Raw genomic sequence first — 23,896 nt, 5'->3', positions numbered from 1 at the left:
TAAGGCAAATGCCTATTATTATGATTTACCCCATTAACTAGGTATACATAGGTAATACAACAGAATAGAATTAAAAGTATATTCTACCACCTTAGGAGAGAACCATGTCTGATATCCCAGCTTGCAATTTAGTTATTTTCGGTGCTAAAGGGGATTTGACAAGACGCAAATTATTACCGTCTTTATATCAATTAGAAAAATATGGAAAATTGCCAACACAGACCAAAATTTTAGGTGTCGGGCGTGCAGATTGGGATCATGCCGCTTATGTTGAAGTTGCGAAAGATGCATTAACCACCTTTATGTCAGAACCATTGGATGAAAATATTTGGCAAAGATTTAGCCAAAGGCTTAACTTCCATAAATTGGATGTTAATAATCTTTCAGGTTTTAATGCACTCAAAAATGAGCTTGATCAAACTAGACCTACTATTTTTTATTTTGCGATGCATCCAGGGGCTTTTGGTACTATTTGTCAAGGTCTAGCTGAAGCTGGATTAAATCAAGATCAGAATCGAATCGTCATGGAAAAACCGCTGGGTACTGATTTACAATCATCGCGTGAAATCAATGATTCAGTGGCAAAATATTTCAGTGAATCACAAGTGTATCGTATTGACCATTATTTAGGTAAAGAATCCGTTCTAAATCTATTGGCATTACGTTTTGCTAATCCACTGTTTGCCTCATTTTGGGATAGAAATTCGATCGATCATGTGGAAATAACGGTAGCCGAACAAGTTGGTATTGAGGGTCGATGGGGATATTTTGATAAAGCTGGTCAAATGCGTGATATGGTGCAAAATCATTTATTACAAATTTTAACTATGATTGCTATGTCGCCTCCTGCTAACCTAGAAGATAATAGCTTACGTAATGAAAAAATAGCAGTTCTTGATGCACTTAGACCAATAAATAAAACGAATATTCGTGAGAAAGTTGTAAGGGGTCAATATACTGCAGGATTTGTAAATGGTATTAATGTCCCTGGTTATTTAGAAGAAGATGGAGCAAATAAAGAGAGTAATACCGAAACATTTGTAGCCATTCGTGTTGATATTGATAACTGGCGCTGGGCTGGAGTACCTTTTTATTTGCGAACAGGTAAACGTTTACCAAGCAAATGCTCCGAAGTTGTTGTTTATTTTAAACCATTACCACTTAATTTATTTAATGAATCTTATCCAGAGTTACCACAAAATAAATTAACCATTCGGTTGCAACCGGATGAGGGAATGGATATTGAAATTTTAAATAAAGTCCCAGGATTAGATAGTACGCATACGTTACAAACAACTAAGCTTGATCTCAGTTTTAATGAGGCTTTTCATCAACATCGTGCTGATGCTTATGAACGATTATTACTTGAGGTTATGCGAGGAAGACAAGCTCTATTCGTCCATCGTGATGAAGTCGAAGCCGCATGGAAATGGGTTGATTCGATTATTAGCGCTTGGGAATCAGACAAAGAGTCACCAAAAACTTATCAGGCAGGTACATGGGGGCCGGTTGCATCGGTTGCCTTAATCACTAAAGATGGGTATTCATGGCATGAATTTGAATAAAGGAAAATTAAATATGTTTACGTTAAACAAATATGAAAATAGTCAGTTGTTGATTAAAGATTTAACCTCACATATTGTTAATGCTTTAAAACAAGCAATTGAAAAAAAAGGTCATGCTTCTATTGCTGTTTCTGGAGGTAAAACACCTATTCCATTGTTTACCTTACTAAGTCAACAAGATCTAGAATGGAATCGAGTTTTTATCACGTTAGTTGATGATAGATGGGTTGATGATACTGATGATGCCAGTAATGAAAAATTAGTAATGACATACTTATTACAAAATAAAGCAAAATTAGCTAATTTTATAGGACTAAAAAATAGTTATGACAATCCATTTGATGGATCTGAACTTACCGACAAAATTTTAGATAAAGTACCAATGCCATTTGATGTGGTCATTTTAGGTATGGGGGAAGATGGTCATACAGCTTCATTATTCCCTGGAGCAGATAATTTGCAAGCGGGCTTAGATATGAAATCAGGTCGTAAGGTTGTTGGCATGACTCCGTTGACCGCTCCTCTTGATCGTATTACCTTGACTTTACCAACTATTTTGAATAGTACAAATATCTATTTGCATTTAGTTGGAGAAAGTAAAATGGCTGTATTAGAGCAAGCAGAAAATGGCGATGACGTTAATGAAATGCCAATTCGAGCCATTTTGCAGCAAAATAAAGTTAAAGTAACTGGATTTTGGTCAGCTTCTTAAATTACATATATTAGCCGACAAATGTCGGCTAATTATTTTCAGATAAATTAATCCTTTGTAATATTTTGTTAATTCTTATCATTACTAAAGCAAATATTTCTACTCATTTAGCCCCATATTGTTAATCAGTTTGTGTGATTTTTATACTCAAAAGTAGCATGATCATTCGAATGTTATCTTTAACACTTTGTTATTATTTAAAATAAAAACTTTGGTGATTTTTAGTTTATTTTTAAAAAATAAAATAGAACTGTGTTGTTAAACAATGAGAAATTAATTAATTAAATGCCTATTAATTTTGTGACTTTTGTGGTAAAAAGTGGGGTTAAGTGGCAAGAAAGTCATAATTATTTAACTAATTGATTATTAACAAATAAAAAATACTAAAAATTTATAACTAACGGTGCTTTTATGTTCAGCGGTGCAACTTCAGTCACTTTAGATAGTAAAGGGCGGATGGCTATTCCTACTCGCTACCGTGAATTTTTGTCTGAAGGTATGGTTTGTACTATTGGGTTATACCATCCTTGTCTTACTCTTTACTCCATGTCTGAATGGAAAAGAATTGAGCAACAACTTTCGACACTTTCCACTGTGGTTGAGGCTGAACGTAGAGTTAAACGATTATTATTAGGTTATGCAATTGAGTGTCCAATGGATAATTCAGGCAGAATTTTGTTACCGCCAACGTTACGCATATATGCCAAACTAGAAAAACATATCATGTTTGTTGGACAATCTAATAAATTCGAGATTTGGGATGAAGTAATATGGTATCAACAAATTAGTGATGATATTGCAGCATTATCAACCGATATCGCAAGTTTATCTGATAATTTGAAAAGTTTAACTATTTAACAAAGAGTAAAAAAATTAATGAGCTATCAACATACAACAGTTTTATTGAATGAAGCCGTAACAGCATTGAATATAAAAAAAAACGGCATTTATGTTGATGGAACTTTCGGTCGAGGTGGGCATTCTCGTCTGATACTAGAACAACTTGGAGAGCAAGGAAAGTTAATTGCTATTGATCGTGACGCGTTAGCACAGCAAGCCTCAGCTGAAATAAAAGATCCTAGATTTACCTTTATTCGTGGAGAATTTTCTAATGTTTATCAATATATTGATAATTTAGGATTACTCGGTAAAGTTGATGGTTTTTTATTAGATCTTGGTGTCTCATCACCACAATTAGATGATCCTCAAAGGGGATTTTCATTTATGCGTGATGGTCCTCTTGATATGCGAATGAATAGTCATAAAGGTATGACTGCAAGTGAGTGGTTATTAACTAGCGATGAAGCTGATATTGCTTGGGTGCTAAAAACATTTGGTGAAGAAAAGTTTGCTAAACGTATTGCTCGGGCAATAGTTGAACAAAATAGAATTACGCCAATAACTCGAACCTTAGAATTGGCGAATTTAATTGAAAAAAACACACCTAAAAAAGATAAATATAAACATCCTGCAACTCGGAGTTTTCAAGCGATTCGTATTTATATCAATAGTGAATTAGAAGAAGTTGAACAGGCATTAAATAGTAGTTTGTCAGTACTGGCCGATAAAGGTAGATTGGCAATAATTAGTTTTCATTCTTTAGAAGATAGAATAGTTAAACAGTTTATTAGTAAAAATAGCAAAGGACCAGAACTTCCTGCTGGATTACCACTAACAGAACAACAAATTAAACAATATGGTGGGGCTAAACTAAAAACACTTGGTAAAGTTAAGCCAGGTGCTGATGAGATTAACCACAACCCTCGTTCACGAAGTGCAATATTAAGGATAGCTGAAAGGAAAAATGAATCGTAATCAAAGTAATGATTTTGATAACTTACATGCTGAAATCGATAGCCAAAAAAGGCCAAGAAATAGTCTATTTGGTTTAATTATTGGTGATCTGATTAAGAATCAAAAATTTTCATTACTATTACTAGTTCTTATAATTTTGTCGGCTAGTGCTGTATTAATCACAACTCAACAGGTTCGTAAACAGCTATTTGAACGTGAACAACTTTTATTAGAGCAGGATGTCTTAGAGAGTGAATGGCGTAATTTAGTCATCGAAGAAAATGTACTTGCAGATCCGAAACGTGTTGAATATAGAGCAAAAAATCAATTAGATATGTCTTATGTGACACCAGAAAATGAAACCGTCATTGTGATAAAGAGTAAATAATGAAACCTGTTAAAAAAAATAATAAAGATAAATCTAAAAAGGTTTTTAAGACAACTAAAGTAAACAAACTGAATAATAAAAAACAGTTTTTTACACCTAATCGTTTTTATGTGGTATATGGTCTTATCATTTTTGCTATTGTTTGTTTGATTATCCGAATGGCAATTTTGCAAATCATAGAACCAGATAAACTTATTGCAGAAGGTGATAAACGATCAATTCGATATCAAGAGATGGATGCGCCAAGAGCTATGATTACTGATCGTAATGGACGAGCCTTAGCTGTGAGTGTACCAATGTTTGATGTGTGGGCTGATCCAAAAATTGTTGTACAAAAAGGTGGTGTAAAAACTGATGATATAAGGTGGCAAGGATTAGCAAAAACGCTAAATATTCCGATATCAACGCTTGAGCAAAAACTGAGTAATCCGTCTATGCGCTTTGTTTATTTATCTAAACAAATAACACCGACAATCTCAAATTATTTAGAACAATTAAAATTGCCAGGGATTTCGTTTGCAAAAACGTCAAAACGCTACTATCCGGCAGCAGAGAACATTGCTCAGCTTATTGGTTTAACGGATATCGATGAAAATGGTACGGAAAAAGGTGCTGAAGGCATCGAAAAAAGTTTTAATAAATGGTTAACGGGTGAATCTGGGCAAAGAGTTATTAGACGTGACCGAGTAGGACGCGTCATTGAAGAAATAGAACGAACAGAGAGTGAAGCAGCAGAAGATTTAATATTAAGCATTGATGAACGGTTACAATCTTTAGTTTATAGCGAGCTTAGTCAAGCAGTCGCATTTAATAAAGCGGATAGCGGTACAGCCGTTTTAATTGATGTACACACGGGTGAGATTTTAGCGATGGTAACTAGTCCTTCTTATAATCCTAATAATCGCTCATCAATTGATTATAATTTGCTGCGCAACAGGGCTGTAACGGATGCATTTGAACCAGGTTCTACGGTAAAACCTTTGGTTGTGATGGCTGCATTAGAGAAAAAAATCGCTGATTTGAATACCGTTATTGATACTAGACCTTTTTTAGTGAATCGTTACGAGATTAAAGATGTGTCATATCAAAAATCATTAAATTTAGCAGGTATTTTGGAGAAATCGAGTAACGTTGGTGTGAGTAAATTGGCTTTGCAAATGCAATCTGGCGAACTTGTTGAGTATTATAGTCGTTTCGGTTTAGGGCAGCCAACAGGACTCGGACTAGGTGGGGAAGTCAATGGATCAATAGCTGCAGATAGAACCAGAAAATGGGCAGATATTGAAAGAGCAACATTTGCATTTGGATATGGATTAAGTGTGACACCGCTACAATTAGCAAGAGCCTATGCAACGATTGGTAGTTATGGCATTTATCGACCTGTTTCTATTTTAAAAGTTAATGAACCTATCGAAGGTCAGCGAGTTGTACCAGAAAAAATAGCGAAAATAGTTGTTCAATTAATGGAAGCGGTAGCTGTTTCAGGTGGTGGGGCAAAAGCATCTGTGCCTGGTTATAGTGTCGGGGTTAAAACCGGTACTGCTAAAAAATTATCAAGTGGGCGCTATGTCAATCAATATTTGGCGTACACGGCAGGGATTGCACCAGCAACAAGGCCAAAATATTCGTTGGTCGTAATTATTGATAATCCGAAAGCTGGTCAATATTACGGAGGTTCTGTTTCTGCCCCAGTTTTTAGCCGCATTATGGGGGGCGTACTTAGAACTATGAATGTTAAACCAGATCGGCAAGTTGACGGTCAAACGATTATTTATTAATAGGTGGTAAATGATGGCTACAAGCACATTTAAAACATTATTTAAATTATTAGGGGGGGATGAAACTCTAAAACTAAAAAATTTCCCGCTTAATAATTTGCGAATTGATAGTCGCAAAGTGAAAGAAAATGATGTATTTGTTGCTATTAAAGGTTATTCAGTTGATGGGCGAAAATTTATTTCTGAAGCTATTTCAGCGGGCGCTGTTGTTATTTTAATTGAAAGTCATATAAAATCGAATGATTTAAAAATTGATTATTTGAAAAAAGATGATCAATCAGTTATACCACAGATCAGTGTTTTTCAACTTTCACAGCGCTTATCTGTTATTGCAAATGATTTTTATCATTCTCCATCAAAAAAATTATCGGTTATTGGCGTAACAGGTACGAATGGAAAAACTACGATTACGCAACTTATTGCTCAATGTACAACATTGCTTAATGATAAAACAGCTATATTAGGTACCATTGGAAACGGAATTTATAATCATCTAGAACCATCAATTAATACAACGGCATCCGCTATAGATGTTCAATCATTATTAGCTGATTTTGTGAAAAAGCATGTTAAAGTTGTGGCGATGGAGATCTCATCTCATGGACTTGCGATGAATCGAGTAAAAGGCTTAAATTGTGCCGCAACGGTATTTACTAATTTAAGTCGTGATCATCTTGATTACCATAAAACCATGAGTAAATATGCTAAAGCAAAGTGGTCGTTATTTAATCCTGATGAAAAAGAAAAACACGTTTCAAACTCGGGTAAGTCAATTATTAACTATGATGACAAATATGGTAAACGTTGGATTGAAAAGCTTTCACAAGTGACGGCTGTATCTTGTCAACCTAAATCTTTAAGACGATTAAAAGCGTTAAATACTCCTTATGTTGGCGTATCTATGATTGAATATCATGATAAAGGTGCCAAAATTCATATGGAGTCTACTTGGGGTAATGCCATTATCAACAGTCGATTATTAGGTGAATTCAATGTGTCTAACATATTGTTAGCTATAGCAACATTATTAACGCTTGATTATCCATTTTTTGCTGTAATTAATATGGCATCTTTTCTTAAACCAATTTGTGGACGAATGGAAGTCATACATTCAAACAATAATCCAACAGTCATTGTTGATTATGCCCATACACCTGATGCATTACAAAAAGCGTTACAAGCAAGCCGAATTCATTGTAAAGGATCTTTATGGGTAATTTTTGGGTGTGGTGGAGATAGAGATACAGGCAAAAGACCTTTAATGGCTGAAATAGCTGAGCAATTTGCTGACAAAGTAGTATTAACTAATGACAATCCTCGTACAGAAGATGAAATGAATATTATTCATGATATACAGCAAGGTTTCCATGATAATAAAGAGATACAAGTGATCACAGATAGAGCGCAAGCTATTACACAAACACTTGCACAAGCAAAGCCAAATGATGTGATATTAATTGCAGGAAAAGGCCATGAAGATTATCAAATTATTGGCAAAACAAAATATCACTATTCGGATCAAGAAACAGTCAGACAGCTTTTAGGAATTGAGAGTCAATTATGATCCCATTAAGTATTGAAAAAATTAAGCAACTGATAAATGGAAAATCTTATCATATTGATAATGAAAATTGGGTAGTTGAATCTATAAGTACCGATTCGCGTAAAATTTCTAATAAGTCACTATTTATAGCGCTTATTGGCGATAATTTTGATGGACATGAATTTGCCGAGCAAGCGATAAAAAATGGCGCTATAGCGGTGATTGTTAATCATAAAATTGATCATGAAATACCACAAATTATTGTAAGCGATACTCATCAGGCTTTAGGCAAAATAGCTGCATTTATTCGTCAACAAAGTAAAGCAAAAATTGTAGCGCTTACTGGTTCTTCGGGTAAGACATCAGTTAAAGAAATGACCGCTTCGATTTTACAAAATTGCGGACAAACACTTTATACACAAGGTAATTTCAATAATGATATTGGTGTACCATTAACACTATTTCGTTTAACACAACAAGATGAGTTTGCTGTAATAGAATTAGGCGCTAATCATATCGGTGAAATCGCCTATACAACCAATATTGTTAAACCTCAAACAGCTTTAATTAATAATATTTCTGAGGCGCATCTTGAAGGTTTTGGTTCACTTGAAGGTGTGGCAATAGCTAAAGGTGAGATTTTTCAAGGGTTACCTAAAGATGGTATTGCAATAATTAATTTGGATAGTTGCAGTGATAAATGGATTACTCAATTAACGAATAAAACTGTCTGGACTTTTTCATTGAATAATTCATCGGCAGACTTTTATGCTAGTAATATTCATATTTCAGAACATACTCGATTTATTTTACATTCCCCTCATGGCGAATGCGAAATTATATTACCATTAATTGGACAGCATAATGTTTCTAATGCTATTGCAGCTTCAGCTTTAGCTATTTCGGTAGGCGCCAATTTTGAACAAGTGGTTAAAGGTTTATCTACTTTAAACCCTGTAAAGGGGCGATTATTTCCAATAAAATTAAATGGAACACAATTAATTTTAGATGATACTTATAATGCCAATGTTGGATCGATGTCTGCTGCGATTAAAGTTTTAGCAAGCCAACAAGGGTATCGAGTGTTTGTCGTTGGTGATATGGCTGAACTTGGATACGAAGCAGAAAAATATCATCAAAAAATAGGTGAAATAGCTAAACAAGAGCAAATTGATTGTGTTGTAAGTGTTGGAAAACTCAGTCAGAGTATTAGTGAGTTTAGTGGTGTAGGTCACCATTTTAGTAATAAACAAGATGCGGTTAGCTATTTACTAACTTTACTTCGTCAGTATCCAAAATTAACTATGCTTGTTAAAGGTTCGCGTAGTGCAAAAATGGAAGAACTCATCGAAAAAATACAATTTAAACAATAGTGAGTCAGGATAAAAATTATGTTGGTTTTATTATCAGAATATTTAGTAAAATATTTTACATTTTTTAATGTTATCTCTTATTTAACGGTAAGAGCTATTCTAGGTTTATTAACTTCATTAGCCATTTCGTTAATTATGGGACAAAAAGTCATTGATTGGTTGCAAAAATTACAAATCGGTCAAGTCATTCGTAATGATGGCCCAGAATCTCATTTAAGTAAAAAAGGCACTCCAACTATGGGTGGGATTTTAATTTTGGCATCTATTTCGTTATCCGTATTTCTATGGGCTGATCTTCGTAATCCTTATGTTTGGATAACACTATTTGTATTAATTGGTTATGGAATAGTTGGCTTTGCTGATGATTATTTAAAAGTAATTCGTAAAAATAGCGCAGGACTGATTGCAAGATGGAAGTATTTTTGGCAATCGGTTATTGCTTTAATTGTAGCGTTTGTTCTTTATGCTTATGGTAAAGATAGTTCAGTCACAGTGCTCGTAGTACCATTTTTTAAAGATGTCATGCCACAATTAGGTATATGTTTTATTTTACTTACTTATTTTGTCATTGTAGGGGCAGGTAACGCTGTTAATTTAACTGATGGTCTTGACGGACTTGCGATTATGCCAACTGTTTTTGTCGCCGCGGGTTTTGCACTGGTTTCTTGGGCGACAGGTAATGTCAATTTTGCCGCTTATCTGCATATTCCGTATATAAAATTTAGTGGTGAATTAATGATTATTTGTACCGCTATTATTGGAGCAGGGCTAGGTTTCTTATGGTTTAACACCTATCCTGCCATGGTATTTATGGGTGATGTTGGTTCATTAGCTTTAGGTGGAGTATTTGGCATTATCTCTGTGTTATTACGGCAAGAATTTTTATTACTGATAATGGGTGGTATTTTTGTTATTGAAACATTATCGGTCATATTGCAAGTAGGCTCCTTTAAATTACGGGGAAAAAGAATATTTCGCATGGCACCTATTCATCATCACTATGAATTAAAAGGTTGGCCAGAGCCTCGAGTTATTGTGCGTTTTTGGATAATCTCATTAATGTTAGTTGTAATTGGTTTATTAACTTTGAAATTACGCTAATCAAAATATCAGGATTGAATCATGGTTAACTATCAGGGCAAAAATGTTGTTATTATTGGATTAGGCATCACAGGTTTATCTTGTGTTGATTATTTCCTTGCTCAAAATGTTATTCCCAAAGTCATTGATACGCGTCTACATCCACAAGGATTAGAACAATTAGATAAGCGCGTTGATTACTATTTAGGGGAATTAAAAATTGATTGGCTATTAGCTGCTGATTTAATTATTGTCAGTCCTGGTATTGCGCTATTCACACCAGAATTGAAACAAGCCGCTGACAAAGGTATTGAGATTATTGGTGATATTGAGTTATTTTGTCGTGAAGTGAATCTACAAAATAATAAAAAGATTGTCGCGATTACTGGTGCGAATGGAAAAACGACGGTGACGACTTTAGTCGGTGAAATTGTTAAGTCTGCAGGTATTAAAGTAGGGGTTGGGGGTAATATTGGTCAGCCGGCATTATCTTTATTGAATCAAGACTGTGAAGTATATGTACTTGAGCTCTCAAGTTTTCAGTTAGAAACAACAAGCAGTCTAAAAGCCACTGCAGCAACAATTTTAAATATATCCGAAGATCACATGGATCGTTATCCACTAGGTCTAAAACAATATACAGCGGCTAAACAACGAATTTATCATAATGCAAAATATTGCATAATTAATCATGATGATCAATTAACCTTTCCAATATCTAAACATCATTATACTGTTTCATTTGGATTAAAAGAAGGTGATTACCATTTAGATGAACAATGTAAATATTTAATTGCTCAAAATCACGCAGTATTATCAACTAAAGATATGAAACTGACAGGTAGTCATAACTATCTTAATGCTTTGGCTGCATTAGCTATTACTGATAAATTAAATATAGATAGGCAATCCAGCTTAGCTACAATCATGAACTTTCAAGGTTTACCGCATCGCTTTGAGTTAGTTTTAGAGCAAAACGGTGTGAAATGGATTAATGATTCTAAAGCAACAAATGTTGGTAGTACAGAAGCCGCATTGAAAAGTGTTGTCTGTCATGGAAAATTATATTTGTTATTAGGTGGTGATGGTAAATCAGCTGATTTTTCACCTTTAATTCCTTATTTACAAAATAAAAATCTCGAAATTTTCTGTTTTGGTCGAGATCGCGATTTATTAGCTAAATTAGCGCCTAATTTAACTACTGTTACAGAAACAATGGCAGAGGCTATACAAATTATTGCCCAGAAAGTACAATCAAATGATGTAGTCTTGCTTTCCCCGGCTTGTGCGAGTTTAGATCAGTTTAAAAATTATATTGAACGAGGAAATCAATTTGCCAATGTAGCCAAACAGTATGTTCTAAGGAGTGAAAAATGACACTTTTTGGAATAAGAAAACAAGTTAATCCAAATATACCATTTGATAATTCATTACTTTGGACTGTGATTAGTTTAATGGTATTTGGTTTGATAATGGTAACATCTGCATCAATGTCATTTAGTGAAAACGATCCTTTTTTTTATACGCAGCGTGAATTGATTCAAATAACAATTTCATTGTTATTAATGATTATTACTTTATATATTCCTATGCAGCGCTGGCAACAATTTGGATCTGCATTATTAATTATTGCCATTATAATGTTAATTGTAGTTTTAGGTATAGGTGCTTCAATTAATGGCGCTTCAAGGTGGATTCCATTAGGTGTATTTAATTTTCAACCAGCAGAGTTAGCTAAATTATCACTGTTTATCTTTTTGGCAGGATATTTATCAAGAAAGTCAGATGAAGTGCAAAATCGATTTTGGGGATTTTTTAAACCTATGGTCGTAATGACTGTTCTTTCTATTTTGTTGCTTAAACAACCTGATTTAGGGACAGTTATTGTATTATTCATGGTAACAATCGGCATACTATTTATTGCTGGAGCCCAATTATGGCAATTTATTGCTATTTTATTAACTGGTGTAGGTGCGGTAATTTGCTTGATATTGTTTGAGGCTTATCGTTTAACTCGTTTACTAACTTTTCTTGACCCCTGGCAAGATGCTACAGGTTCAGGGTATCAATTAGTTGCATCATTAATGGCAATCGGTAGTGGCGGTATCACCGGTCAAGGAATGGGTAATTCTATTCTTAAATTGGGTTATTTACCAGAATGTCATACTGACTTTATTTTTTCAATTATTTCTGAAGAATTTGGTTATATTGGTGTAATTACTTTATTAATTTTACTTTTCTTTTTGACATTTAAAGCATTAGCCATTGGATACCGAGCGTTAAATGATGGTTCTTTGTTTTCAGGATATTTAGCTTGTGAAATAGGTATATGGTTTGGTTTTCAAACTTTCGTCAACATTGGCGTTACATCAGGTATGTTACCAACTAAAGGATTAACATTACCATTTATTAGTTATGGTGGTTCAAGTCTTATTGTAATGAGTATTGCTGTAGCAATATTATTGAGAATTGATTTTGAATTTAGACAAAAACAGGCGCAAGCAAGAATAAGGATTATAAAGTAATGAAGAAATTGTTAGTTATGGCAGGCGGTACTGGTGGCCATGTTTTTCCTGGTATTGCTGTTGCGCATTATTTGATGCAACAAGGTTGGCAAGTGAAATGGTTAGGTACTGCAGATAGAATGGAAGCACGCCTTGTACCTGAAAATGGTATAGATATTGATTTTATCGAGATTTCAGGACTACGTGGTAAAGGGGTAATGGCATTATTAAAAGCTCCTTATAAAATTTTAAAAGCAGTGTTACAAGCCAGAAAAATCTTAAAAACTCATCGTCCTGATGTTGTTCTAGGTATGGGTGGATATGTCTCTGGTCCAGGTGGTATAGCTGCTAAAACTCTTGGTATACCTGTGGTATTGCATGAACAAAATGGCATAGCAGGTTTAACAAATAGATACCTTGCAAAAATTGCAACAAGAGTGTTACAAGCATTTCCAACAGCATTTCCTAATGCTCAAGTAGTTGGTAATCCAGTAAGAAGTGATTTGTTAACTATTGCTAAACCTGAGGACAGATTTAAAGATCGAAATGGGCCTATTAGAGTATTAGTGATGGGAGGCAGTCAGGGAGCAAAAGTTATTAATGACATAATACCTCAAGCGATAACAAAACTATCTGATAACTTTGAGGTATGGCATCAAACGGGTAAAGGTATGTTGAATTCAGTCATTCAATCTTATCAAAATTGTGATATGACAAAGATTAAGGTTACTGAATTCATTTCTGATGTAGCCGAAGCTTACAGTTGGGCAGATATCGTAATTTGTCGTAGCGGAGCATTAACTGTGAGTGAAATTGAAGTTGTAGGTATTGGAGCAATATTTATTCCATTTATGCATAAAGATCGTCAACAATATTGGAATGCAAAATCCTTAGCTGATGTCGGTGCGGCGCACATTATAGAACAACCAAATTTTAATGTTGAAGCGTTATCAGATTTATTATTAAATTTGAATCGTGATAAGTTAATAGATATGGCCGTTAAAGCAAAAAGTTTATCTATTGTCGATTCTACAGAAAAAGTGGCTGAAACTATTTGTTCAGTGGTAAAATAATAGTTTTTACATAATGTTATGTAATGGTTTTGGTTAATTTAAAGTGTTGGGATAAATGTTTAATTGAATTTAAAAATTAGTATTATGATTTCAATTTTCAATAAAGATTTGACGATAGACACTAAATAAAATGATTAGGAGTTAAATTGTGAATACTAAGGAATTAGCTGAATTAAGGGCAATTATTCCCCAAATGAAACGTGTCAAGCATATCCATTTTGTTGGAATTGGTGGCGCAGGAATGGGGGGTATTGCTGAGGTTCTAGCTAATGAAGGGTACCAAATTAGTGGTTCAGACATTGCTGAAAATGCGGTTACTCAACACTTAGAAACATTAGGTGCAAAAATTATTATTGGGCATGCTGCTGAAAATGTTCTTAATTCAAGTGTTGTCGTTATTTCTTCAGCCATTTCACAAGATAATATTGAAGTAATCGCAGCTCGTGAAGCTCGTATACCTGTTATTCAAAGAGCAGAAATGTTAGCTGAATTGATGCGTTTTCGATATGGTATAGCAATCGCTGGTACTCATGGTAAAACCACAACAACAGCAATGGTGACAGCCATTTATGCTGAGGCAAAACTTGATCCCACATTTGTTAATGGTGGTTTAGTTAAAGCTGCTGGAACACATGCAAGATTAGGTAGTAGCCGATATTTTATTGCAGAAGCAGATGAGAGTGATGCCTCATTTCTTCATCTACAACCGATGGTATCTATAGTAACAAATATAGAGCCTGACCATATGGATACTTATAACGGTAGTGTTGATAATCTTAAACAGACATTTATTTCGTTTTTGCGTAATCTTCCGTTTTATGGTTTAGCTGTTATGTGTTATGACGATCCCATTAATCGTGAATTATTGCCGATTGTTGGACGTAAAATCATTACTTATGGATTCAATGAAGAGGCAGATGTCGTTATTAAAAATTATCGTCAGGAAAGAGGTGTAAGTTATTACACCGTTTGTCGCCCTGACCGTGAAGATTTACAAATTGAGTTAAATGCACCAGGAAAACATAATGCCCTAAATTCAGCGGCCGCTATTATTGCTGCAACTGAAGATGGTATTGATGATGAATCGATTGTAAAAGCATTAGCTAAATTTGCAGGTACTAGCCGACGTTTTGATTTATTAGGTATTTTCCATAATTCGGATGGAGGCGATATCATGATGGTTGATGATTATGGTCATCATCCAAGTGAAGTTAATGCAACAATTCAAGCTGCAAGAAATGGTTGGCCTGATCGTAGATTAGTAATGTTATTTCAACCACATCGATATACGCGTACACGAGATTTATTTGATGATTTTGCACAAGTATTATCACAAGTTGATGCACTTGTCATGTTAGATGTCTATTCAGCTGGTGAGCAACCAATTGCTGGTGCTGATAGTCGTTCATTATGTAGAACTATTCGCAATCGAGGTAAAGTTGATCCAATTTATGTGTCTGATTTAAATTTATTACCTGAAATTATGCAAGAAATATTAAAAGGTGGTGATCTTTTATTGACACAAGGTGCTGGTAGTGTTGGTCGAGTAGCACGTCAGTTGGCCAATACACAATTATTTACAAAAGAGGAATTATAAATGGTTGATAAAGTTGCCATATTATATGGTGGTACCTCTGCAGAGCGAGAAGTATCGCTTAAATCAGGTAATGCGGTACTAAATGGTCTATTAGCAAATGGTATTGATGCACATCTTGTTGATACTAAAGATCACTCTATTACTAATTTAAAACAAAAAGGATACACAAAGGCTTTTGTTATTTTGCATGGGCGTGGTGGTGAAGATGGTATTGTTCAGGCAATACTGACTTATCAAAATATTCCTTATACTGGTAGTGACGTATTGGCTTCAGCATTAACGATGGATAAATTAAAAACCAAATTAGTTTGGAAATCATTAGGTTTACCTGTTGCTGATTATGTAATGGTAGAAAAAACACAATCTTTTGATATTGACGCTATTGTTAAACAATTGGGCTTACCATTGTTTGTCAAACCAAGTCATGAAGGTTCTAGTGTAGGTATGACTAGGGTTAATCAAGCATCGGAATTAAAAGCTGCACTTGAGGTTGCCTTTAAATATGATAGTGTTGTGATGGTTGAATCATTTTTAGCAGGGCCAGAATTTACAGTAGCAATAGTCGGAGATGAAGTTTTACCTTCAATTTACATTAAGCCATCTACCCAATTTTATGATTATGATGCAAAGTATTTATCAGACACAACTCAATACTTTTGTCCAAGTGGATTATCCGATGAAAAAGAACAAGAGATTCGTAAATTAGCTTTAGATGCTTATAAAGCTGTTGGTTGCAGAGGTTGGGGGCGAGTCGATATTATGTTTGATGATAATCAAAAACCATATTTACTTGAAGTTAATACTGCTCCGGGCATGACGGATCATAGCTTAGTGCCAATGGCAGCTAAACAACATGGTTGGTCATTTAATCAACTAGTTAGCGAAATATTACAACTAGCAGCAGTTTAACTGGCTAATTTTATGAAACAAGTTAGACAAGCAGCACATAGAAGAGATGAAACTAGAAGAAAGCTGCTTATTTTTCGTAGTAAGGAACAATTGATAGGATTTTTGTTCTTTATTACGATTATTCTAATAAGTGCTTGGATTGTACAAAGTGTTAAAAACTGGATGGATGATCCCGAACAAATGGTACTGTCACAGTTAACATTAAGTGGTGAACACATTTTTACAACAGAAGATGATCTTCGGGAAGCCATTTTAGGATTAGGATTGCCTAATACTTATGTTGGGCAAGATGTTGTTGATATTCAGCAAGAAATAATGAGATTTCCATGGGTTAAGCAAGCGAGCGTACGAAAACAATGGCCAGATAGGTTAATTGTCTTCGTAGAAGACTATAAACCAACATATTATTGGAATGACTTGTTTTTTCTTGATGAAGAAGGGAATGTTTTTAGTGTGCCATCGGATCGTATTGCTGATTTAAAGTTATCAAGGCTTTATGGTCCAGAGGGTAAAGCTAAGTCTGTACTTGAAAATTATTCTAAATTAGAAAATCTTTCTAAAAAATTAGCTAACAATCAGTTGGCATTAAAGATTAACGCTATAATATCAGATGAGCGTAATTCTTTACAACTGAAGGTAATACAATGTATAGCTGGTGTATGTGAAGACAATCAGGAAATGAAATTAGTGTTGGGAAATAAAAATATTGAAGCACGTTATGAACAATTTATTAAATTGTTTCCTGAAATTCAGTCAAGAACACCGGTTGATGAAAGAATAACGGTCGCTGATTTACGTTATGAAAATGGTATTTCAGTACAAACAGAGAAAATAGCGCAGTAAGGAATCAATAAAGGCTGAAATATGAAAGCAACAGAAAAAAAATTGGTTGTTGGATTAGAAGTTGGTACCTCTAAAGTACTTGCTCTCGTTGGTGAAGTTCTTCCCGATGGTATTATTAATATTATCGGTGTAGGTCATTGCCCATCAAAAGGTGTTGATAAAGGTGGTGTTAACGATCTAGAGTCGGTAGTGAAATCAATCCAACGAGCAGTTGATCAAGCAGAGCTAATGGCTGATTGCCAAATATCTTCCGTTTATTTAAGCCTTTCAGGAAAACATATTCGTTGTCAAAATGAGATTGGTATGGTGCCAATAGCAGAAGAAGAAGTGACAGCAGAAGATGTTGAAAATGTTGTGCATACAGCGAAATCAGTTCGAATTTTAGATGAACACCGTATACTGCATGTGATTGCCCAAGAGTATTCTATTGATTTACAGGAAGGGATTAAAAATCCAATTGGTTTATCCGGTGTACGAATGAAAGCAAAAGTACATTTAGTTACTTGCCATAACGATATGGCAAGAAATATTGTAAAAGCCGTTGAACGCTGTGGATTAAAAGTTGATCAACTTATTTTTTCTGGTTTGGCTTCTAGCTATGCTGTATTGACTGACGACGAAAAAGAACTTGGTGTCTGCGTCATTGATATGGGTGGAGGTACAATGGATGTGACTGTCTATACAGGTGGCGCATTACGACATTCCGTTGTCATACCTTATGCAGGGAATGTAGTTACTAGTGATATTGCTTATGCATTTGGTGCGCCGCCTATGGATGCTGAAAATATTAAAATCCGTTATGGGTGTGCCGTAGGTTCATTAATTGGTAAAGATGAAGTGATTGATGTGCCAAGTGTAGGTGGAAGACCATCACGTTCTTTGCAAAGACAAACGCTTGCTGATGTAATTGAACCTCGATATTCAGAACTTCTTTCATTAGTACAAAAAGAGTTGCTTACTTTACAAGATGAACTGAAGAAACAAAATGTCAAATACCAATTAGCAGCAGGGATTGTATTAACAGGTGGTGCAGCACAAATTAAAGGAATGGTTGAATGTGCTGAGAAAGTTTTTCAAAATCAAGTGCGTATTGGTCAGCCTTTAAATATTTCGGGGTTAACTGATTATGTACAAAAACCTTATTGTTCAACGGCAGTAGGATTATTGCATTATGGAAAACAAAGTTTATTAAATGATGATTCGAAAGATTGTGATAAATCATCATTAAAAGGGATAGCTAAACGTTTGACCGGTTGGTTTAAAAAAGAATTTTAGCTAATATATTACAAGAACTTCGTGGACATTGCAGGCGGTTATCTGTACAATGTTCATAGAGCGTAAATTTGGAGATAAGTTATGTTTGAGCCTATGGTTGCAGATGATGAACCAGCAGCAGTCATTAAAGTTATTGGTGTAGGTGGTGGTGGCGGTAACGCTGTCGAACATATGATTGCTGAACATATCGAAGGTGTAGAGTTTTTTGCGGCAAATACAGATGCACAAGCATTGCGAAGAATTAAGGTAGGTCAAACTATCCAAATCGGTACCAATGTTACTAAGGGACTTGGTGCTGGAGCTAATCCAGAAGTGGGTAGAAACTCTGCAGAGGAAGATCGTGAAGTAATTCGTAGTGCTATTGAAGGTGCTGATATGGTATTTATCGCAGCTGGAATGGGTGGAGGCACCGGAACAGGTGCAGCGCCAGTAGTTGCCGAAATAGCCAAAGAGTTAGGTATTTTGACTGTAGCTGTTGTGACTAAACCTTTCGGTTTTGAAGGGAAAAAGCGCATGGCTTTTGCTGAGCAAGGTATAGCTGAATTAGCAAAACATGTTGATTCGCTTATTACTATACCAAATGATAAATTATTAAAAGTGTTAGGTCGTGGTGTTAAACTACTTGATGCTTTTGCCGCGGCTAATGGTGTGTTAAAAGGTGCGGTACAAGGTATTGCTGAACTGATTACTAAACCAGGTCATATCAACGTAGACTTTGCTGACGTTAGGACTGTTATGTCTGAAATGGGTTATGCCATGATGGGTTCAGGCTGTGCTAGTGGTGATAATCGCGCTGAGGAAGCAGCTGAAATGGCAATTTCTAGTCCATTACTAGAAGATATTGATTTATCTGGAGCACGTGGTGTCCTTGTCAATGTAACAGCTGGTTTAGATCTTGGATTAGAAGAATTTGAAACAGTGGGTAGTACAGTTAGAGCTTTTGCTTCTGACAATGCGACTGTTGTAGTTGGTACAACTTTTGATCCAGACATGTCCGATGAAATTCGTGTTACAGTTGTAGCAACAGGTATTGGTATGGACAAACGTCCAGAAGTAAAAATAGCTAAACCAATGACCCAAAATCCATTATTTGGTCAAACTAGTAACTTAGGACAACAAGAAGAGAGATTAGCTAAAGTTGTGAATGAACAAGGTATTTCTCCTCTTGAAGAAAATAAAATTTTAGATATTCCTGCTTTTATTCGTAAGCAGGCAAATTAGTATTGAACTTAGTTGAGTTTTTATTGTCTAATACGACAGTAAAAACAAATAGAATAGTAGGTGCAAAGTGAAACAAAGAACATTAAAAAAGACAATACAAGCGACAGGTGTAGGTTTGCATACTGGCAAAAAAGTTACTTTGACCTTACGTCCCGCACCTGAAAATACAGGGATTATTTATCGTCGTACTGATTTAAATCCGTATGTAGATTTCCCTGTTGATGCTAAATCTGTGCGTGATACTATGCTTTGTACGTGTCTAGTGAATGAAGATAATGTTCGCATTTCAACTGTTGAGCATATTAATTCAGCACTAGCCGGTCTTGGTATTGATAATCTTATTATTGAAGTTAATGCGCCAGAAATTCCAATTATGGATGGTAGTGCAAGTCCATTTGTTTATTTATTGCTTGATGCAGGTATTACCGAGCAAAATGCATTAAAAAGATTTTTACGAGTTAAAGAAACCGTTCGAGTTGAAAATGGTGATAAATGGGCTGAATTGAGACCGTATAATGGTTTCAAATTAGATTTTACTATCGATTTCCAACATCCGGCTATTGATAGTAGCTCACAGCGTTATCAATTAGATTTTTCTTCTGAATCTTTTATTCGCCAGATTAGCCGTGCTAGAACATTCGGTTTTATGCGTGATATTGAAGCGTTACAATCAAAAGGTTTGTGCTTAGGTGGTAGTTTGGATTGTGCTATTGTTGTTGATGACTACAAAGTACTTAATGAAGATGGTTTACGTTTTGAAGATGAGTTTGTTCGTCATAAAATGCTTGATACTATCGGTGATTTGTACATGAGCGGTCATAACATGATTGGTGAAGTTGTTTGTTATAAATCAGGCCATGCTTTAAATAACCAATTATTACAAGCGTTATTGGCAAAACAAGAAGCATGGGAATACGTGACATTTACTGAAGAGCAAAGCGTTCCACTTGCTTTAGGTACGCAACAACTTGTTTTAGCATAAAACTCTAAATCAATATAATTTTAATCAATTGAACGCTTCCATTTAATGGAGGCGTTTTTATTTTCTAAAAAAGAGAATTTTATATGAACGGCAGCCATTTTTTTGCTCACTTATCACGATTAAAATTAATTAATCGTTGGCCATTAATGCGTAATGTAAGAACTGAAAATGTATCTGAACATAGTTTGCAAGTTGCTTTTATCGCACATGCCTTAGGGATTATAAAAAACAAAAAATTTAATGGTAATGTTAATCCTGAACGAATTGCATTATTAGCTATGTATCATGATGTTTCTGAAGTGATAACAGGGGATTTACCAACGCCAACAAAATATTACAATCCACAAATTACGATTGAATATAAAAAGATTGAAAAAATAGCACAACATAAACTTATTAATATGCTTCCTGAAGAGTTACGGGATGATTTTAAATTATTGATCGATGATGACTATTACGATGAAGCAGAAAAAAGTATAGTAAAACAAGCAGATGCCTTATGTGCGTATTTAAAGACGATTGAGGAACTCAGTGCTGGTAATAACGAATTTAGATTAGCTGAACAGCGTTTAAAAAAAACCTTATCAGAACGTAATAGTCCTGAAATGGACTATTTTTTAGAAGTCTTTGTTCCTAGTTTCAAATTATCTTTAGATGAGATCACCATGGATAATTAATACATTATTAATATCTAAAAATTTAATATTGAGATCTATGATGCTCATAAATAATATATATGTAGCATCATATTTTTATTTTAAATTATTAAAAACCGAATTTAGCAAGTGCTGTAATATAGTTTGAGTTTTTCTTGCTTTCACCATAATATTGATAGTCAATATTAAAATCAAAAAGATTATAGTGATAGGTTAGTCCAAGACCTAGATTGTATTGATTGTTGGAGCGATTGGCGGTATGAGCACTCATTTTTGCTAATCCATTCACTCCATTGATAGTGATATCACTATCAAATTCATTATGACTTAAATTTACTATATATCCTGTTTTAGCTCTTAATGATATTTGATTATCCTGATCTTTGAAAATTGAATAATCAATGGTCATATCCATTGGTATTAAAAATGCCGAATTCGACGCTTTACCATATTTAACTAAATCAATTTTATTATAGCTAGCATTATGGGAACTGTTTTCAGTATAGAGGTAATTTAAACTAATACTCGGTATTAAAGTTAACTTTTCTTGGACTTGCCAATTATATCCAACAGTACTTCCAACATTCCAAGTATTACTGTGGAATTTTTCATTAATTGAATAATAATTGTCATGGGAATCTAGGTGATTTTTTCCATAATTATAGCCAACATAAGCAGAAGTAGTAATATTATTAGAAAAACGATAACCAGAATATAATTGGATCTGATAATTATTTATATCAGAATCATTTGAGGATGCCGCTTTATCTTTATATTTACCCGAAGTATAACTAAATGTTGTGCCAACTAAAAAATTATCTATTATTTGTTTATCATATCCCACGATGAAACCATTAGACGTATATTTGTATCCAGAGATACCTTGGTAATTATTTGCACTCTGATGATGATTAATTAAATTTATCCAAAGATTATCCTCCATTCCTTTGTTAGTTTGATCAAACTGTTCAATACGTTTATTTAATGTATTTCGAGTATAATTAAACGAACTCAGTGCGATTTCTGTTAAATGCAACCCATGATTATTATTATATAATCCTGCTAAATTCCGATTGAAATATAATGTAGTATTTTTATTTTCAATAGCCAAATTTCCTCTTCCTATGGCAGCTAGAATATCCCAATTTAAATCACCAGCTAAAGATTTATCAGAACTTACATTGCCATTTGTGAATGTATTGTAAAGTGATTGGTAGGATACTTTTGCTAAATTTTGTGCAAAACCTTTGGCAATATTTTTAACTTTTGTTCCAACTTGCTCGTAGTAACGAGAAATTTGTCGTTCTGCTGCCAATTTGGTATGTTGCATATTACTAAAGTCGGTGACATTACTTGCATTAACAAATTTGAGTTCATTTCCAATTTTTTTAAAGTTTAGGTCACCATAAATATTCTGAATTAGCGCTTTAGTTTCGCCATCTTTAATATTAGAAATATTTAAGGAATTATTTGCAGATAATACGGTGGCATTTATTTCAGAGGAAATGTATTTAAGACTGTTTTTAATAAAGTCATCAGTTGCAGAGATTTTAGCGGAAGATAGAATATTAACATTATCTCCATGAATAGTATTATATTGTTTGGTATCTGATATACCAAAATTAATGGTTCCAGCAATATTCAGATGAGAGGTATTATTATGTTGATTACTTATATATAGCGAACCTTTAGTTGACTCAATTGTGGCTTTTTTATCAATATTAAGTTGTCCATTAGATGAAAGTTTAACAAAACCATCCCCTCTACTAGCCGTTAATATACCTTTATCAATAACATCAAAGTTACCACCATGACTTAAATCAACAGTACCTCCGCGCATAATGATCATTTTTCCGGTTTTACCTATTACAACAGAAGATTTTTGAATATCATTATTAGTTGTTTCTAATACTGTTTTAGCGCCGATAATTTCAATATCGCCACCCGTTATATTAAAACTACGTGTAATTAGTTTTGCTGGCGATGATGATGTTCCCGCTAAATGGTTATCACCACTACGGATATTGGTATCACCATCTACTTTCACTGTTATTTTTCCAGTAGTTATAGGGCCTGTTCCCATGACATTACCAGATAAAATCATGAGTCCGCCTCTTTTTTTGTCAGCGCCTAATTCGACATTAATGTCTCCAGTTACATGCAAATCAATATTATGATCAACAGGATTATATGGAAAATCAGCATGTAACCCTAAATACTCAGTAAAAAACTTTGTATCGAATTTGCCAATCCAAGTATCATTATAAATTTGAAAATTACCGTTAACTTTCATATTGATATCACCGTTAGCAATCGAAGCAGGTTCTGTTGCGGTTTTACCGGTAAAACCGAGATGAAATGATCCTTCACTATTAACGGTCAAGTCATCAGATGTCGTAATATTGATAGGTAGATTACTGCTGTTTGTGAGAAAATAGCGTTCATTGATCTGGTTAAAGGGTAACTTTATATCTGTTGATGCATCATAATTATATGCTTGAGCATAACTTGCGCCAAATAAAGCTGTTATTAGAAAAGAAATTAGTTTGATTTTCATTGTTTTATTTAAAAATTATTATAAGAAAATAAAATAATAAACTATT

At 34.3% G+C, this 23,896-nt stretch carries 20 protein-coding genes; 19 read left to right on the top strand and 1 reads right to left on the bottom strand.

Annotation, left to right across the window (positions count from 1 at the left end):
• Positions 1-104 precede the first annotated feature (104 nt).
• The 19 genes from zwf (at position 105) to yfbR (ending at position 21,314) form a co-directional block, all read left to right on the top strand.
• Positions 105-1,565, top strand: a complete 1,461-nt coding sequence (zwf, locus tag H3S88_RS00700; RefSeq protein WP_198226416.1) for a glucose-6-phosphate dehydrogenase — start codon at positions 105-107, stop codon at positions 1,563-1,565.
• Between the two features lie 13 nt (positions 1,566-1,578).
• Positions 1,579-2,277 carry a 6-phosphogluconolactonase gene (gene pgl / locus H3S88_RS00695; protein WP_198226418.1) on the top strand — a complete coding sequence of 233 codons (699 nt, stop codon included), beginning with the start codon at positions 1,579-1,581 and terminating at the stop codon, positions 2,275-2,277.
• 411 nt (positions 2,278-2,688) lie between these two features.
• A complete protein-coding gene (gene mraZ / locus H3S88_RS00690; RefSeq protein WP_198226420.1) occupies positions 2,689-3,135 on the top strand; it encodes a division/cell wall cluster transcriptional repressor MraZ in 447 nt (148 codons plus the stop codon).
• 18 nt (positions 3,136-3,153) lie between these two features.
• Positions 3,154-4,092 carry a 16S rRNA (cytosine(1402)-N(4))-methyltransferase RsmH gene (gene rsmH / locus H3S88_RS00685; protein WP_198226422.1) on the top strand — a complete coding sequence of 313 codons (939 nt, stop codon included), beginning with the start codon at positions 3,154-3,156 and terminating at the stop codon, positions 4,090-4,092.
• The gene (gene ftsL, locus H3S88_RS00680) at positions 4,082-4,459 is read left to right on the top strand and encodes a cell division protein FtsL (protein WP_198226424.1); all 378 of its coding nucleotides are present in this window, start codon (positions 4,082-4,084) and stop codon (positions 4,457-4,459) included. Before rsmH ends, ftsL begins: the two co-directional genes overlap by 11 nt.
• Positions 4,459-6,237, top strand: coding sequence for a peptidoglycan glycosyltransferase FtsI (ftsI, locus tag H3S88_RS00675; protein WP_198226426.1), 1,779 nt, complete (start codon positions 4,459-4,461; stop codon positions 6,235-6,237). The genes ftsL and ftsI overlap by 1 nt, the downstream gene beginning before the upstream one ends.
• 13 nt (positions 6,238-6,250) lie before the next feature.
• Positions 6,251-7,801, top strand: a complete 1,551-nt coding sequence (gene murE, locus H3S88_RS00670; RefSeq protein ID WP_198226429.1) for a UDP-N-acetylmuramoyl-L-alanyl-D-glutamate--2,6-diaminopimelate ligase — start codon at positions 6,251-6,253, stop codon at positions 7,799-7,801.
• Positions 7,798-9,153, top strand: coding sequence for a UDP-N-acetylmuramoyl-tripeptide--D-alanyl-D-alanine ligase (gene murF, locus H3S88_RS00665; protein WP_198226431.1), 1,356 nt, complete (start codon positions 7,798-7,800; stop codon positions 9,151-9,153). Before murE ends, murF begins: the two co-directional genes overlap by 4 nt.
• An 18-nt stretch (positions 9,154-9,171) precedes the next feature.
• Positions 9,172-10,254, top strand: a complete 1,083-nt coding sequence (gene mraY, locus H3S88_RS00660; RefSeq protein ID WP_065737704.1) for a phospho-N-acetylmuramoyl-pentapeptide-transferase — start codon at positions 9,172-9,174, stop codon at positions 10,252-10,254.
• 21 nt (positions 10,255-10,275) lie between these two features.
• Positions 10,276-11,610: a UDP-N-acetylmuramoyl-L-alanine--D-glutamate ligase gene (gene murD / locus H3S88_RS00655; RefSeq protein WP_198226433.1), complete on the top strand. Its 1,335-nt coding sequence runs from the start codon at positions 10,276-10,278 to the stop codon at positions 11,608-11,610.
• Positions 11,607-12,758: a cell division protein FtsW gene (ftsW, locus tag H3S88_RS00650; RefSeq protein WP_198226435.1), complete on the top strand. Its 1,152-nt coding sequence runs from the start codon at positions 11,607-11,609 to the stop codon at positions 12,756-12,758. Before murD ends, ftsW begins: the two co-directional genes overlap by 4 nt.
• On the top strand, positions 12,758-13,810 hold the full coding sequence (murG, locus tag H3S88_RS00645) for an undecaprenyldiphospho-muramoylpentapeptide beta-N-acetylglucosaminyltransferase (protein ID WP_198226437.1): 1,053 nt from the start codon (positions 12,758-12,760) through the stop codon (positions 13,808-13,810). The genes ftsW and murG overlap by 1 nt, the downstream gene beginning before the upstream one ends.
• Before the next feature lie 148 nt (positions 13,811-13,958).
• The gene (gene murC / locus H3S88_RS00640) at positions 13,959-15,407 is read left to right on the top strand and encodes a UDP-N-acetylmuramate--L-alanine ligase (protein ID WP_198226439.1); all 1,449 of its coding nucleotides are present in this window, start codon (positions 13,959-13,961) and stop codon (positions 15,405-15,407) included.
• Positions 15,408-16,316 carry a D-alanine--D-alanine ligase gene (locus H3S88_RS00635; protein WP_198226441.1) on the top strand — a complete coding sequence of 303 codons (909 nt, stop codon included), beginning with the start codon at positions 15,408-15,410 and terminating at the stop codon, positions 16,314-16,316.
• Positions 16,317-16,478: 162 nt separating this feature from the next.
• Positions 16,479-17,159 (top strand): FtsQ-type POTRA domain-containing protein, encoded by a 681-nt coding sequence (locus H3S88_RS00630; RefSeq protein ID WP_198226443.1) that lies wholly within the window; start codon positions 16,479-16,481, stop codon positions 17,157-17,159.
• A 21-nt stretch (positions 17,160-17,180) separates the two neighbouring features.
• Positions 17,181-18,434: a cell division protein FtsA gene (gene ftsA / locus H3S88_RS00625; protein ID WP_198226444.1), complete on the top strand. Its 1,254-nt coding sequence runs from the start codon at positions 17,181-17,183 to the stop codon at positions 18,432-18,434.
• An 81-nt stretch (positions 18,435-18,515) separates the two neighbouring features.
• Complete coding sequence (ftsZ, locus tag H3S88_RS00620; protein ID WP_065737696.1) at positions 18,516-19,655, top strand: cell division protein FtsZ; 1,140 nt, start codon at positions 18,516-18,518, stop codon at positions 19,653-19,655.
• A gap of 67 nt (positions 19,656-19,722) precedes the next feature.
• Complete coding sequence (gene lpxC, locus H3S88_RS00615) at positions 19,723-20,637, top strand: UDP-3-O-acyl-N-acetylglucosamine deacetylase (protein ID WP_065737695.1); 915 nt, start codon at positions 19,723-19,725, stop codon at positions 20,635-20,637.
• A gap of 83 nt (positions 20,638-20,720) precedes the next feature.
• Positions 20,721-21,314: a 5'-deoxynucleotidase gene (yfbR, locus tag H3S88_RS00610; protein WP_025314730.1), complete on the top strand. Its 594-nt coding sequence runs from the start codon at positions 20,721-20,723 to the stop codon at positions 21,312-21,314.
• A gap of 88 nt (positions 21,315-21,402) precedes the next feature.
• Here yfbR and H3S88_RS00605 read toward each other — a convergent pair whose 3' ends face one another.
• The gene (locus tag H3S88_RS00605) at positions 21,403-23,850 is read right to left on the bottom strand and encodes an autotransporter outer membrane beta-barrel domain-containing protein (protein ID WP_198226446.1); all 2,448 of its coding nucleotides are present in this window, start codon (positions 23,848-23,850) and stop codon (positions 21,403-21,405) included.
• Positions 23,851-23,896: the final 46 nt, after the last annotated feature.

Source organism: Gilliamella sp. B14448G11 (genome assembly GCF_016101765.1).
GTDB classification, from domain to species: domain Bacteria; phylum Pseudomonadota; class Gammaproteobacteria; order Enterobacterales; family Orbaceae; genus Gilliamella; species Gilliamella apicola_N.
The sequence above is the reverse complement of the archived record's forward strand: the minus strand, read 5'-3'. Positions and strand labels throughout refer to the sequence as shown.

Coding starts and splice junctions, on each gene's coding strand:
- mraY (WP_065737704.1), top strand. CDS start 9,172: ATGTTGGTTTTATTATCAGAATATTTAGTAAAATATTTTACATTTTTT.
- H3S88_RS00605 (WP_198226446.1), bottom strand. CDS start 23,850: ATGAAAATCAAACTAATTTCTTTTCTAATAACAGCTTTATTTGGCGCA.
- yfbR (WP_025314730.1), top strand. CDS start 20,721: ATGAACGGCAGCCATTTTTTTGCTCACTTATCACGATTAAAATTAATT.
- zwf (WP_198226416.1), top strand. CDS start 105: ATGTCTGATATCCCAGCTTGCAATTTAGTTATTTTCGGTGCTAAAGGG.
- ftsW (WP_198226435.1), top strand. CDS start 11,607: ATGACACTTTTTGGAATAAGAAAACAAGTTAATCCAAATATACCATTT.
- ftsZ (WP_065737696.1), top strand. CDS start 18,516: ATGTTTGAGCCTATGGTTGCAGATGATGAACCAGCAGCAGTCATTAAA.
- murE (WP_198226429.1), top strand. CDS start 6,251: ATGGCTACAAGCACATTTAAAACATTATTTAAATTATTAGGGGGGGAT.
- murF (WP_198226431.1), top strand. CDS start 7,798: ATGATCCCATTAAGTATTGAAAAAATTAAGCAACTGATAAATGGAAAA.
- mraZ (WP_198226420.1), top strand. CDS start 2,689: ATGTTCAGCGGTGCAACTTCAGTCACTTTAGATAGTAAAGGGCGGATG.
- H3S88_RS00630 (WP_198226443.1), top strand. CDS start 16,479: ATGGATGATCCCGAACAAATGGTACTGTCACAGTTAACATTAAGTGGT.
- murD (WP_198226433.1), top strand. CDS start 10,276: ATGGTTAACTATCAGGGCAAAAATGTTGTTATTATTGGATTAGGCATC.
- ftsA (WP_198226444.1), top strand. CDS start 17,181: ATGAAAGCAACAGAAAAAAAATTGGTTGTTGGATTAGAAGTTGGTACC.
- ftsI (WP_198226426.1), top strand. CDS start 4,459: ATGAAACCTGTTAAAAAAAATAATAAAGATAAATCTAAAAAGGTTTTT.
- H3S88_RS00635 (WP_198226441.1), top strand. CDS start 15,408: ATGGTTGATAAAGTTGCCATATTATATGGTGGTACCTCTGCAGAGCGA.
- ftsL (WP_198226424.1), top strand. CDS start 4,082: ATGAATCGTAATCAAAGTAATGATTTTGATAACTTACATGCTGAAATC.
- murG (WP_198226437.1), top strand. CDS start 12,758: ATGAAGAAATTGTTAGTTATGGCAGGCGGTACTGGTGGCCATGTTTTT.
- pgl (WP_198226418.1), top strand. CDS start 1,579: ATGTTTACGTTAAACAAATATGAAAATAGTCAGTTGTTGATTAAAGAT.
- rsmH (WP_198226422.1), top strand. CDS start 3,154: ATGAGCTATCAACATACAACAGTTTTATTGAATGAAGCCGTAACAGCA.